Origin of the sequence: Prescottella sp. R16 (assembly GCF_030656875.1) — a bacterium.
Classification (GTDB): Bacteria; Actinomycetota; Actinomycetes; order Mycobacteriales; family Mycobacteriaceae; genus Prescottella.
Genome location: NZ_CP130943.1, coordinates 717530 through 730738 on the forward strand (window position 1 = coordinate 717530; position 13209 = coordinate 730738).

Here is a 13209-nt window from a genome sequence, read left to right on the forward strand (position 1 = left end):
GGGCGCTAGCGGACGGTGAAGTCGGCGGAGGTTCCGGTGAGCGCGAAGACCGCACCCTCGGGGTTCTTCCAGTTCCCGAAGTGCTGGATGCGGTAGGTGCCCGCCGGGGTACCGGCGGGAACGTCCCACGTGATGCGGGTGATCGACGCGTTGAGGCCGTCGCGCCGCCAGTGGTACCTGGTGGCCCAGTCGCCGTCGTCGGCGTGCCGGATCCACCGGTTGCCGTCGCGGCGCTGCACCTCGAAATACGTTCCGCCGCGGCGCAGGTCGTTCTTGGGGTGTCCGGTGACGAACTCGACGGCCACCTGCTCGCCGGTGCCGACGGTTCCGGCCGGCTGGACCAGGACGTCACCGAAGTCCCGCCCGGGAAGCGGTGTGTCGAACGGGACGTCGCGCCCGAAGCCGGGCTGGAAGCCGGACAGGTCCCGGGGTGCGGGCCCGCGGGGGACATCGGTGCCGGCTTTCATCGCGGCCGCCAGGGCCGCGAAGCCCTGCTGGTAGGCGGGAAGAGTGTTGCGGCCGAACAGGGTCGAGCCGCCCTCGTACTGCTGGGCGTCGTACTCCTCGGGGGTGGTGCAGTAGCTGGAGTACGCGTTGGCGTAGCCGTTGAAGACGACGTTCTCGAGCGGGACGCCGAGTTCCTCGGCGACGGTGCGCCGGATCCGCAGACCGGAGACGATCGTGAACTCGGCCGGCCCGCCCACGACGTAGACGTCACCGATGCGGATGATCTGGATCTTGAGCACGTGCGGCACCCAGCCGTCCGGGGGCAGCAGGCCGACCGGAACGAGTACCAGTTTGGGTGCCTGCGCGTCCGCGAGCCACTGCGGGGTCTCCGCGTCGATGCCGCCGAGCGCGTCGATGAGCGGGTTGCGGGTGCCCTCGGTGAAGATCTCGATCGCGGGCCCGTCCTCGGTGCTGCCCGCCGCCATCGCGGCACCGATGCACGCCGGCGCGGTACGGCGGGTCTGCCCGTCGGACGTGTACTTGCCGTCCACGACCTGGTTCGCCATGTCCAGGTACATGATTCGGCTGTCCACGACGGGTGCGGACATCGCGGTGGCCTGCTCGAACGCCTCCCGTGCCGCCGCGACCTGCCGCTCGCCGATGATGCGGGCATTCTCGAACTCGTCGCCGGTCGGGCCCTGCCCGGGCTTCAGATCGAGGTTCGGCGACATGTCCCCGGTGTTGGTCTGCGGGAAGCACGCCACGAACCCGGGCGCGCCGTCGAGGTAGCGTACCCCGGCGACGTCGTGCTCCCAGAAGTAGGCGGCGGCACCCTTGTTGTCGCCCGAGATCAGGTGGTTCTCGTTGGTGAGCGATGCACCGTGGGTGGGAAACCAGCCGATGCCGCCGACGTTGTCGCCGCCCTGGCCGATCCGGAGCACCCGCATCGCGGTGTCGATACCGAGCGGGTAGTAGTCCTTGTCGCGCTGCGGGTTCCGGTCGAAGGCCGCCCGCGACCGGTTCACGCTGGCGTCGGTCAGTTCGCTGCGCCCGTACGCGACGGTGCCGGACGCCAGATTGTCGTGCGCGGCGACGATCGCCTCGACCGTGCCGTCGACCTCGGCGTCGAACACCTGCGGTTGGAAGCCCAGCGTCGCCAGACTGTACGCATAGTCCTGCGAGGCACCACCGCACGCGGCATGCGAGTGCACGGCGGTGAGCATGACGTTCTTCTCGGTGTACCGGTCGCCGAACTTCTCGGCGAGACGGGCCAGGACGGCGTCGTGCACGGCCTGGAAGACCATGCACGTGTCGGCGCAGGTGTACACGACCCGGTTGTCGTCGGCGTCGGCGAAGACGTAGGCGCGCACGCGGGTCCGCTGATGCAGGCCCTCGGCCCGCTGGTCGAACTGCGAGTAGCCCATCATGCCGTTCTCGGCGACCGGCCCGGTCACGTCCGACAGGCCGACACCGACCCGGAAGCCCCGGTCGGGCGTGTCCCGCCGGGCGGGGCCGGTGGCGGCGTGCGGTCGGGCGGAAGCGGTTGCGCTGGTCATGGCTGCGAGCGCCGGTGCGGCCGCGACTCCGGCCAGCACACTGCGTCGACTGATCGTCAAGACGTAATCCTTTGCGCGAGGTGGAGAATCGAAGTTGATCAAATGTCCAAGTCTTCAGCACACACCAGTTGGTCTCGATTCGCAAGAGGAACCACGCCGAACATTCCCGGAGTGGATCAGACGGCGACCGCGTCGCCGAACGTCATCCGCAGATCGGGGATCGTGGTCGTCATCAGGGCCCGACGAGGCAGACCGAGCGAGCGCAGCTCGTCGGCGATCGGATGGCTGCCGAGTCGCAGCCGGGCACCACCGATCCGGGTGCGGACCCCGGTCGGATTCATGTCCCACGCCGTATGACGGGTGACGCCGTCGAGGTGCGAGTACGCCTCCACCGAGGCGTGGGCGCCGCCGCCGGGGGTGCGGATGCCCTGCTTCACGAGCAGTTCCGCGACGAGTCGACCGTCCTGGCCGACCGCGCCGCGTCGGATCGGACCGCTGTGGTCGGCCTCGAAGTCGGCCAGGATCTTCGGGAAGCCCCAGATGCCGCGTCCGGCAGCGAGCGTGAACTCGCCGTCGACCGGGAGTCGATGGATCAGCGCCCCCGCGTTGCCGCCGGCCAGCGATCGAAGATCGCCGAGCACCGACGACCGTCCACGCCGGCGGTGGTCGCGCACCATGAACGTGACGCCGAATTCGTTGTACGGCCCGAGATCGCCGTCGACGTAGTCGACGAAGACGAGTCCGCACAGTCCGCGTCCGGGCCGGTACTGCAGGATCTCGAGGCCCGTGTAGTCGATCAGTCTCTGGGCAGCCTTCGTCGGGACGGAGTACATCGCCATGAACGCCGACGCTGCCCGGATCTCGACCGGCATGTCGACCTGCTTGCCGAGCACCTGATGGGAACTCACTGTGACACCGCTCCTCGTGCGCCGGATACCCCGCCGATAGTAGGAGCCGGTTCCGTTGTCCGGGAGGGTTCGGGTGATTCTCGAGACTTTCGGACGAGCGCCGTGGATCGAACCTTCCCGTTCGCCGGGACACCGGTCTTGTAGCCGTGAGCAGGTGCTGTGAACCTGGGGTGATCGGACCCGAGCGATGCGCCCGCTCCCTCCGGGACTGCGGCCTGTTTGCTCTCCGGATTCGAAATACCGAACGCAAGAGAGGAAAAGTCACGTGGGAGAGGTTCGCCGATCCGATTTGCATCCTGATGTGGAAGCAATGCTGGACGTTCTCGAGTCCAGTTTCCCGGACGTCACGCAGTACTCGCCTCAGGAACTCCGCGAGATCATCGCCTCTCGTCGAGCGCCACTGACCCGCACACCCGACATGCGGGTCGCGCGCGACGTCCTCATCGACGGTCCGGGTGGAGATCTGCCACTGCGCATCTATGTCCCCCACGCCGAGACGAACGACCCGCTACCGGTGATCGTGTTCGCTCACGGTGGGGGATTCGTCTTCTGCGGCCTGGATTCCCACGACGAGTTCTGCCGCTCGATGGCGGACGCAGTGGATTCGGTGGTCGTCTCGGTCGACTACCGGCTTGCACCGGAACACCAGGCGCCCGCCGCGATGGAGGATGTCTACGCAGCGCTGCTGTGGACCGCAGAGAATGTCGGTGAGTACGGAGGGGATCCGGGTCGTATCGCGGTCGCCGGAGACAGCGCCGGCGGGAATCTCGCGGCGACGGTGTCGCTGGCAGCTCGGGAGCGAGGTGTTCCGCGCATCGCTGCCCAGATCCTCCTTTACCCGGTCATCGACGACGACTTCACGACCGAGTCGTACCAGCAGTACGGCGTGGGTTACTACAACACCACGAAGGCGATGCGCTGGTATTGGGAGCAGTACGCGCCCGGTGACCGGACGAGCGAGTTCGTCGTCCCCACCCGAGCTGCATCGCTCGCGGGGCTCCCGCCGGCACTCGTCGTCACAGCCGAGCTGGACCCGCCCTGCACGGCAGGGGACCAGTATGCCGAGCGTCTCGCGGACGACGGCGTCCCCGTGATCGCGCACCGCTTCGACGGCCTGTTCCACGGGTTCCTCACCTTCCCCAAACTGTCGCTCACGGGGCCGGCCCGTCTCGAGCTGTGGCAGCTGATTCGACGCGTGCTGAAGCCGAGCGAATCCGCGGCACGCTGAATGCCGACCGTGGCTGTCCGGGTAGGGCAGCCACGGTCTTCGGTCTCGCCTTGTTCCGGTCGTGGGCGGCACTCGGGTAGACCTGCAACACACTGTCTTTCACCCGGTCGTGCCGGGAACCACTCGAAACGTGGGTGCTCACTCCGTGGAACATCCGAGATTCTGGATCGTGAGGTAGATGTGAGAATGCAGGGAAAAGTCGTGCTCGTTACCGGAGCGGCACAAAGCCAGGGGCGTAATCACGCGGTAGCCATGGCGACCGAAGGTGCCGACGTCATTGCGATCGATATCTGCCGGCAAGAGGATCTCGTCCCCTACCCGATGGGGACGAGCGAGGGACTTGCGGAGACGGCGCGCATGGTCGAAGCGGCCGGGCGCCGCGTCCACATCGCGGAGGCCGATGTCCGCGACCGAGGTGGATTGCAGCGAGCCGTCTCCGAAGGCGTCGAGAAGCTGGGGCGGTTGGACGTCGTCGTCGCCAATGCGTCGATTTGTACCGTCCAACCCCACGAGGAGGTCACCGAGGAACTCTGGCAGGCGACCCTCGACGTCAACCTCACCGGAGTGTGGAACACCTGTGCAGTCTCCATCCCGCACCTGGAAGCTGCCGGTGGCGGAAGCATCGTGATCACCGGTTCGACGGCGAGCACGATCGGGCTCCCCTTCTACCTGCCGTACGTTGCCTCCAAGCACGCACTCACGGGGCTGTGTAGATCGTTGGCTCTCGAACTCTCCGACCGGAACATCCGTGTGAACATGATCAATCCTACGGGAGTCGATACGCCACAAGGTCATTCGCAGGTTCTACCGGGACTGCTGGAGCAGCGACCCGATCTCGCGCCCATCTTCGTCAACTCGTTGCCGGTCGAACGGATCGATGTCTCCGACGTCACCGGTGCATTGATGTATCTCACCTCGACCGACGCTCGATATGTCACCGGGATCTCCCTGCCGGTCGACGCCGGTTCGACCATCCGGTGACACGACTCGCGCAGACGCGTACGGACCCGCGAGCGGTGGGTCGCGGGATTCCGGCGAATCGCGTCTACGCCGGTGCACCCATGTTCATCCGGTCCGGATGGAACCCGACCCGGGTACCGTCGTCGAGGGTTGCGATGTCGGCGAGGTCCTGATCGGTGAGCTGGAAGTCGAACACGTCGATGTTCTGCGCGATCCGGTCGGTGTGCACCGACTTCGGGATGACGATCAGCCCGTTCTGCAGGTGCCAGCGGATGAGGACCTGGGCGGCCGACTTGCCGTGCCGTGCGCCGACCCGGGCGACGACAGGGTCGTCGAGCAGGGTGTTGGGCTTGGACGCGTCGCCCCAGCCGGAATTGGCGGTGCCGCCGAGTGGGCTCCACGACTCGACCGCGATGCCGTGCAGGGCGGCGAAGTCGCGGATCGCGTGCTGCGGGAGACGAGGATGCAGTTCCACCTGGTCCACGGCCGGGAGCAGACCGCCCCGGTCGACGAGTTCCTGCAGGTGGTGGGGTTCGAAGTTACAGACTCCGATCGCCTTGGCCCGCCCGGATTCGGCGATCGTCTCGAGTGCGTCCCATGTGCGCAGGCGGGTGTCCCGATCCTGGAGCGGCCAGTGGATCAGGTACAGGTCGACGTAGTCGAGGCCGAGCCGGGACAGACTCGCGTCGAACGCCGCGAGCGCTGGCTCGTACCCCTGGTCGGAGTTCCACAGCTTGGTGGTGACGAAGATGTCCTCGCGGGGCACCGACGAGGTCGCGACGCCGCGGCCGACGCCCTCCTCGTTGCCGTACGCGGCGGCGGTGTCGACGTGCCGGTAGCCGGCCTCGTCCAACGCGAAGCGCACGGCACGCTCGGTCTCGTCGTCGGTGGCCTGCCATACGCCCAGGCCGAGCTGCGGGACGACTGTTCCGGAATTCAGGGCGATCTCTGGGGTGGTCATGGGTCCAGGCTAGGAGCCTTCCGGCCGCGCTGCAGTGCGACCGGGCGCTCTTCGTGGAGTGCCACACGGCGGTTCGTCCGATCGGGACGATTCCACGGAATTCGTTCGGGCACCATGAATCCCGTTCGGTGAGAAACGGAAACCGCGTGAGCTTTCCGGACTGCCACCGGGGAGCACTGTCGGAGCGGACGGAGGAGGGGCGGTGGCGTACCCGTTCGACGTCACGGGCAGTGACGGCACCACGGACGCGCTCGCCCGAGTGACGGACCTGGTGGGCGACGTCGGCATCCTCGTCCCCATCGCCGGCGTCCCCGACGATTCCGCTGTGCAGAAGATGATTCGGGGGATTCCGATCGGCCGGCTCGGTACCGGTGTGCCGATGTCGGTGCGGCGATCCTGTGGCTGTGCAGCGAGGCCGGCAGCCTGGTGAACGCTCAGGTGATCCACCTCAACGGTGGCACCGTGTTCGGCCGTCGACCGAGGTCGGGCCGGATTCCGCGTCTGGGATCATCGACGGGTGACGCGAATCGAACTGGTGGCCTCCGACCTCGACGGGACCCTGCTGCGGTCCGACCGGACGGTGTCGCCGCGTACTGCGAAGGCGATGGCAGCGGCGCGGGACGCCGGTGTCGAGGTGGTGTGGGCGACCGCGCGCGCCCGGCATTCGGTCGACGCGCTCGCCCGGTCCTGCGGGTTCCGCGGCGAGGTGATCTGCGCCAACGGGGCTGTCACCCTCGATCTCGCCGACGGCACCCCGGAGATCACCGGCACCGTTTCGATCGAGGTCGCCGAGGCTCTCGCCGCGATGGAACAGGTCCGCACGCTCGTGCCGGGTGTGGTGTTCGCGAACGTCGGTCCCACGACGTTCGTCGCCGAACCGGAGTATGCGGCGCTGTGCGACTACGCCGACCATCACCGGACCCTGGACGAGATGATTCTCGAGGAAGAACTGCCACGGACGGGGGAGCCGATGGTCAAGATCGTCGCGCGGCACCCGGAGGTCCCCAGCCGCGAGCTGTACCGGCTGGCGGTCGAAGCCGGCGTCGACGGTGTCGAGCTGACGCACTCGGGTGCGCCGTACGTGGAGATGGCGGCGACCGGGGTGTCGAAGGCCAGCGCGCTCGCACGGCTGTGTGCGGCGAGAGGTATTGCGGCGCACGAGGTCGCCGTCGTCGGTGATGCGATGAACGACGTCCCGATGCTGGCCTGGGCGGGCACCGCACTGGCCCCGGCGAACGCGCTGCCCGAGGTGCTGGCGCTGGCCGACCGGGTGTTGCCGTCGAACGACGAGGACGGTGTCGCGCAGTATCTCGAGGAGTTGTGCGACAAGGAGTGAACTGCAACGAGATACGCCGAGGGCCGGCCCGGAATCTTCCGGACCGGCCCTCGGCGTGTGCAGGGGAGGGAATCAGGCGGACAGGCCCGCGAGCGTCTCCATCTCTGCGAGGAACTCTTCGGGCTGGCCGAGGAGCTGCGCGCTGCCGTGGGCGCGCTTGAAGAACAGGTGCGCGTCGTGCTCCCACGTGATGGCGATGCCGCCGTGCAGCTGGATGGAATCGCCGGTGATCGCGAGGAACGCCTCCGAGCAGTACGCCTTCGCGACGGCGGCGTCGGCGGCAGCCGTCGGCAGGCCCTCGGCCAGCGAGTGCACGGCCGCGTACGACGCCGACCGGGCCGTCTCCACGAGGAAGTACAGATCGGCCATGCGGTGCTTGAGGGCCTGGAAGCTGCCGATCGCGCGACCGAACTGGACGCGGTCCTTGCTGTAGTCCACGGTCATCTGCAGGCAGCGTGCCGCGGCGCCGACCTGCTCGGCCGTCAGCGCGACGATCGCGATCTGCCGCACCCGCTCGAGCGCGGCGGACGCGTCGTCGGCGGTGAGCCGGACCGCGGGAGCGGACGCGAACTCCACCAACGACATCGGACGGGTCAGGTCCATCGTCGGCAGCTGGCGGCGGGCGACGCCGTCGGCGGACGGGTCGACCTCGAACAGTGCGATCGCGCCGTCTGTGCCTTCCACGACTGCAGCCACGATGAGCACGTCGGCGTGCGCGCCGTCGAGCACATAGTGCGCGGTCCCGGAGACGGTGTAGCCGTCGGCATCGCTGCCGGCGGCCGTGCACGCGACATCGTCACTGCGCCAATGCCCTTCGGGGCCCACCCAGCACAGTGCGGCGACGGACGAGCCCTCGGCGATGCCGGGCAGCAGGCGCTCGCACGCCTCCGTGTTGCCGGTCGCCAGGATCGTCTGCGCGGCCAGGACGGCCGAACCGAACATCGGTGACGGCGTCAGCGCGGCACCGAGCTCCTCGAGCACCAGATGCTGCTCGACGACGGTCGCGCCGAAGCCACCGAACTCCTCGGGGATCGCGAGAGCCGCGACACCGACCTGCTGGCACAGCACGTCCCACAGGCCACGATCGAACGGCTCACCCGATTCGAGGGTCTTGCGCAGCGCAGCCGCGTCGGCCCGCTTGGCGAGCAACTGGGCAACGGTCTTGCGGAGCTCGATCTGCTCCTCCGAGAACACACCGACCCCACTCACAGCGCACTCGCAATCCGTGCGCGGTGTGCAGAAGCGGTGCCCCACGCGGACTGCAGTGCCCGCGTCTTGGTCAGCCACAGCGACAGGTCGCACTCGAGGGTGTAACCGATCGCGCCGTGGACCTGCAGCGCCTTGCGGGACGCCACGTAGGCGGCGTTCGCGGCGGCCACCTTGGCGGCCGACACGTCTCGGGCGACCGTGGTGCTGCCTTCGGCGATGGAGATCGCCGCGCCGTACACGAGCGGGGTCGCCATCTCGACGGCCACCTTCGCGTCGGACAGGTGATGCTTGACGGCCTGGAAGCTGCCGATGACGCGACCGAACTGCGAACGGTTCTTCGCGTACTCGGTGGCGGTGTCGATCATCGCGTGACCGGCACCGATCAGCTGCGCGGACGCGGCCAGAACCGCGAGGTCGTAGGCCTTCTCGGCGGCCGCGGCGACATCCGCGCCCTGTGCGAGGGTCTCGACCGACTCGACCTCGAACAGGCGGCGGGCCGGATCGACGGACTCGAGCTGCGTCGTCGGGCGCACCAGCTCGAGGGTGTCCCCGGAGACCTTCAGAACGGCGTCGGCGAGATCAGCGTCGAGAGCCCGCGGGGTGGACGGCTCGAGCACCAGCGACGCGAGCGCACTGCCCTCGGCGATACCCGGCAGGAACCGCTTGGCCGGGGCCTGGTCGGTCAGGGCCGACAGCAGCGCGGGAACGGCGGCTGCCGTCTCGACGAGCGGGCCGGGCACCGCGGCGCGACCCAGCTCGATGAACGCGACCGCGAGATCGGCCGGATGCGCCCCGATACCGTCGTATTCCTCGGGCACCGCGAGCGCGGTCACACCGGTCTCGGCGAGCTGGGTCAGCAGCTCACGGCCGGCAGTGGTGTCGTTCTCACCCCACGCACGGACGACGGCGGGGGTGTTGGCGCCTGCGAGCAGGCCGCGGAGGCTGTCCGCGAAGTCGCGCTGCTCGGTGGTGAGAGAAAATTTCATCGATCCGCCTTCGGGAGTCCGAGCAGCCGCTCGGCAACGATGTTGCGCTGAATTTCGTTGGTGCCGGCGTAGATCGGGCCGGACAGCGAGAACAGGTACCCGTCCTGCCACTTGCCGGCGAGCTCGCCGTCGGCGCCCAGCAGGTCGAGAGCGGTCTCGTGGATGCGGACGTCGAGTTCCGACCAGAAGATCTTGTTGATCGAGCCCTCGACACCGAGCGGCACACCCTCGAGCATGCGGGTCACGGTGCCCCACGTGTGCAGGCGGTACGCCTCGGCGCCGATCCACGCGTCGACGACACGGTCCCGCGCGGCCGTGTCGGTGGCGTCGGAGTTCGCCTTCCACACCTCGATCAGGCGGTCGACCGCGGACATGAACCGGCCCGGGCTGCGCAGCGACAGGCCACGCTCGTTGGACGCGGTACTCATCGCGACCCGCCAGCCGTTGTTCACCTCGCCGACCACGTCGGTGTCCGGCACGAACACGTCCTCGAAGAAGATCTCCGCAAAGCCCGGCTCGCCGTCGAGCTGCGGGATCGCCCGGACGGTGACACCGTCCTGGTTCAGCGGGAACATGAAGTACGTCAGACCCTTGTGGCGCTGCGCCTCCGGGTCGGTACGGAACATGCCGAAGCCCCAGTCCGCGTACACGGCACGCGAGCTCCACGTCTTCTGCCCGTTGAGGATCCAGCCGCCGTCGGTGCGACGCGCCGTCGACCGGATACCCGCCAGGTCGGAACCGGCCTCCGGCTCGGACCACGCCTGCGCCCAGATGTCGTCGGCGCGGGACATGCGCGGCATGATGCGCGCGAGCTGCTCCTCGGTGCCGTGCTCGAACAGCGTCGGCGCGAACAGGAAGATGCCGTTCTGACTGACACGGCCGGGAGCACCGGCCTTGTAGTACTCCTCTTCGAAGATGATCCACTCGATCATCGACGCGTCGCGTCCGCCGTACTCCGCGGGCCATGCGACGGTGGACAGGCGGGCGTCGGCGAGCTTGTGCTCCCACGCACGGTGGGCCTCGAAGCCCTCCGCGGTGTCCATCGACGGCAGCGGCTCCGCCGGGACGTTGGCCGCGAGCCATTCGCGCACTTCCAGTTGGAAGGCGCGGGCCTTTTCATCCAGTTCGAGATCCACTATTTCGCCTTCGCTTTCATACTGTTGACGTCCATTCCACCCAGGGAGTCCCGACCGATCTCGGCATTGTGGGCGTGGGCAAAGTGGTGCAGGCCGAACACCGAGTCCATACCGGCGCGCTGACCCATGAGGTCCTCGCACTGGTTGACGGCCTTCTTGGTGAGTGCCAGCCCGAACCGCGGCATCTCCGCGATCCGCGCGGCCAGCGCGATCGTCTCCGACGCGAGATCGTCGCGCGGGACGACCCGGTTGACCATGCCGACCTCGTACGCGCGCTGCGCCGGGAAGCGGTCACCGGTGAACAGGACCTCCTTCGCGAACCGCGACCCCAGCACCCACGGGTGCGCGAAGTACTCGACACCCGGAATGCCCATCCGGACAACGGGATCGGCGAAGAAGGCGTCGTCCGATGCCACGATCAGGTCGCAGCACCAGGCGAGCATCAGGCCACCGGCGATGCACGCGCCGTGCACCTGGGCGATCATCGGCTTCGGGATCTCCCGCCAGCGGCGGCACATTCCCAGATACACCTCGGTCTCCCGCGAGAACCGTTGCTCGCCGGCGTCCTTGCCGAGATGGTCCCACCACAGGGCGGCCTTGTTCTCGTAGTGCACGTGATGGTCGCGGCCGGGCGTGCCGATGTCGTGGCCCGCGCTGAAGTGCTCGCCGTTTCCGGCCAGCACGATCACCTTGACGTCGTCGTCCTCGACGGCCCGCTCGAACGCGGCGTCGAGGGCGTACGTCATCACCGAGTTCTGCGCGTTGCGGTAATCGGGACGATTCAGCGTCACGAACGCGACGTGATCGCGGACCTCGTAGGTGACGACCTCACCCTCGTCGGGAAGATCGACGGGGACGGTCATGCCCTGCCCTCCCGCAGATCGTTCTTGAGCACCTTGCCCGACGGATTGCGGGGCAGCGCGCCGACGATCGCCACCTCACGCGGGATCTTGAAGTTCGCCAGGCGCTCCTTGCAGAACGCGATGACCTCTTCCGCGGTGACGGTGACGCCGGCCTTCGGCACGACGTAGGCACGGCCGACCTCGCCCATCCGCTCGTCCGGGATGCCGATGACGGCGGCCTCGGCGAGGGAATCCATTCGGGCGAGCGCGTTCTCGATCTCCGCGGGGTACACGTTGAAGCCGCCGGAGATGTACATGTCCTTGAGGCGGTCGGTGATGTCGAGGTAGCCGCGCTCGTCGAGCACGCCCACGTCGCCGGTGTGCAGCCAGCCGTCGGCGTCGATCGTCTTCTTCGTCGACTCGGGGTCGTCGAGGTAGCCGAGCATGACGTTCTCGCCGCGCACCAGGATCTCCCCGTGCTCACCGATCTTGACTTCCATGCCGGGGATCGCGCGGCCCGACGACGTCGCCACCGTGACCGGGTCGTCGTCGGTACGGCACATCGTCACCACGACCGCCTCGGTCTGGCCGTAGGCGGTGATGACGGCGTCGTAGCCGAGTTCGGCCTGCATGCGCTCGACGAGGACGACGGGCACCGCTGCGGCACCGGTGATCGCGACGCGCAGGCTCGACAGGTCGTAGTCGTCGCGGGTCGGGAAGTCGAGGATCGTCTGGTGGATCGTCGGGGCGCCCGGCAGCACGCTGATCTTCTCGTTCGCGATGGTCGCCATGATCGTGGGCACGTCGAAGACCGCCGCCGGGACCATCGTGGCGCCGCGCAGGATGCACACCATGAGTCCGGCCTTGTAGCCGAAGGTGTGGAAGAACGGGTTGATGACGAGGTAGCGGTCGTTGCTGTCGACCTCGGCGCAGTCGGCCCACGCGTCGGCGATGCCGACGGTCTGGCGGTGCGCGGTCATGACGCCCTTGCTCTTGCCGGTGGTGCCGGACGTGAACAGGATGTCGGCGACGTCGTCGGGGGAGACGGCGCGGGCACGAGCGTCGGCCTCCTCCACGGAAACCGGCTCGGCCGCGGCGGCGAGCTGATCCCACTCGAGGATCTCGCCGCCCGGGAACTCGGTGGTCGGGGCGCCGGCCGCAGGATCGTCCGACGGCGTGCGCAGCACGAGCTGCAGCGTCGGGATGCCGTCCGGGCCGGCGGCCTTGAGGACGTCCGCGAGGCGATCGTTCTTGAGGAAGCGGTCCGGGACGACCAGGACCTTGGCCCGGGTGCGCTCGAGCAGATCGAGAGCCTCGTGACCGGTGTAGCGGGTGCTGATCGGCACCAACGTCGCGCCGACGTACTGCGCGGCGAGGAAGGCCTCGATCCAGTGATGGGTGTTGGGCGCCCAGACCGCGACGCGGTCGCCGGCCTCGACACCCTTGGCCATCAACGCCCGGGCTGCGAGGCGCACGCGCTCCAGCAGCTCGGTGTACGTGGTCCGGTCGGATCCGTCCGCTACAGCCTCGTTCGATCCGAATTGCTCAGCGGCGCGCCACAGCGCAGCCGGGGTCGTCCGGGGCTCGGTGGTCACATTCGTGCTCACAATCTCTCCTCAACGAGGCAGAACCTCTATACA

At 68.3% G+C, this 13209-nt stretch carries 12 protein-coding genes; 4 read left to right on the forward strand and 8 right to left on the reverse strand.

Features of this window, described 5'->3' with window-relative positions; translation table 11 throughout:
• Positions 1–5: 5 nt before the first annotated feature.
• Positions 6–2063 carry a neutral/alkaline ceramidase gene (locus Q5696_RS03330; protein ID WP_305093814.1) on the reverse strand — a complete coding sequence of 686 codons (2058 nt, stop codon included), beginning with the start codon at positions 2061–2063 and terminating at the stop codon, positions 6–8.
• 116 nt (positions 2064–2179) lie between these two features.
• On the reverse strand, positions 2180–2911 hold the full coding sequence (locus Q5696_RS03335; protein WP_305093815.1) for an acetoacetate decarboxylase family protein: 732 nt from the start codon (positions 2909–2911) through the stop codon (positions 2180–2182).
• 310 nt (positions 2912–3221) lie between these two features.
• Between Q5696_RS03335 and Q5696_RS03340 the strand changes: the two genes are divergently transcribed.
• Both Q5696_RS03340 and Q5696_RS03345 read left to right on the forward strand, forming a co-directional pair.
• Positions 3222–4139, forward strand: coding sequence for an alpha/beta hydrolase (locus Q5696_RS03340; RefSeq protein WP_305095119.1), 918 nt, complete (start codon positions 3222–3224; stop codon positions 4137–4139).
• A gap of 186 nt (positions 4140–4325) precedes the next feature.
• The gene (locus Q5696_RS03345) at positions 4326–5120 is read left to right on the forward strand and encodes a mycofactocin-coupled SDR family oxidoreductase (RefSeq protein WP_305093816.1); all 795 of its coding nucleotides are present in this window, start codon (positions 4326–4328) and stop codon (positions 5118–5120) included.
• A gap of 64 nt (positions 5121–5184) precedes the next feature.
• On the opposite strand, the gene Q5696_RS03350 is transcribed toward Q5696_RS03345, so the two are convergent.
• A complete protein-coding gene (locus tag Q5696_RS03350; protein WP_305093817.1) occupies positions 5185–6060 on the reverse strand; it encodes an aldo/keto reductase in 876 nt (291 codons plus the stop codon).
• Between the two features lie 202 nt (positions 6061–6262).
• Here Q5696_RS03350 and Q5696_RS03355 point away from each other — a divergent pair, with 202 nt between their 5' ends.
• Both Q5696_RS03355 and Q5696_RS03360 read left to right on the forward strand, forming a co-directional pair.
• On the forward strand, positions 6263–6490 hold the full coding sequence (locus Q5696_RS03355) for a hypothetical protein (RefSeq protein WP_305093818.1): 228 nt from the start codon (positions 6263–6265) through the stop codon (positions 6488–6490).
• Between the two features lie 87 nt (positions 6491–6577).
• Complete coding sequence (locus tag Q5696_RS03360; protein ID WP_305093819.1) at positions 6578–7396, forward strand: HAD family hydrolase; 819 nt, start codon at positions 6578–6580, stop codon at positions 7394–7396.
• Positions 7397–7468: 72 nt separating this feature from the next.
• On the opposite strand, the gene Q5696_RS03365 is transcribed toward Q5696_RS03360, so the two are convergent.
• From Q5696_RS03365 to Q5696_RS03385, 5 genes are read right to left on the reverse strand one after another with little or no spacing between them, the layout of a single operon-like run.
• The gene (locus Q5696_RS03365; RefSeq protein WP_305093820.1) at positions 7469–8605 is read right to left on the reverse strand and encodes an acyl-CoA dehydrogenase family protein; all 1137 of its coding nucleotides are present in this window, start codon (positions 8603–8605) and stop codon (positions 7469–7471) included.
• On the reverse strand, positions 8602–9591 hold the full coding sequence (locus Q5696_RS03370; protein ID WP_305093821.1) for an acyl-CoA dehydrogenase family protein: 990 nt from the start codon (positions 9589–9591) through the stop codon (positions 8602–8604). The genes Q5696_RS03365 and Q5696_RS03370 overlap by 4 nt, the downstream gene beginning before the upstream one ends.
• Positions 9588–10727 carry an acyl-CoA dehydrogenase family protein gene (locus tag Q5696_RS03375; protein WP_305093822.1) on the reverse strand — a complete coding sequence of 380 codons (1140 nt, stop codon included), beginning with the start codon at positions 10725–10727 and terminating at the stop codon, positions 9588–9590. Before Q5696_RS03375 ends, Q5696_RS03370 begins: the two co-directional genes overlap by 4 nt.
• A complete protein-coding gene (locus tag Q5696_RS03380; RefSeq protein ID WP_305093823.1) occupies positions 10727–11590 on the reverse strand; it encodes an enoyl-CoA hydratase in 864 nt (287 codons plus the stop codon). The genes Q5696_RS03375 and Q5696_RS03380 overlap by 1 nt, the downstream gene beginning before the upstream one ends.
• Positions 11587–13164 carry a FadD3 family acyl-CoA ligase gene (locus Q5696_RS03385; RefSeq protein ID WP_305095120.1) on the reverse strand — a complete coding sequence of 526 codons (1578 nt, stop codon included), beginning with the start codon at positions 13162–13164 and terminating at the stop codon, positions 11587–11589. Before Q5696_RS03385 ends, Q5696_RS03380 begins: the two co-directional genes overlap by 4 nt.
• Positions 13165–13209 lie beyond the last annotated feature (45 nt).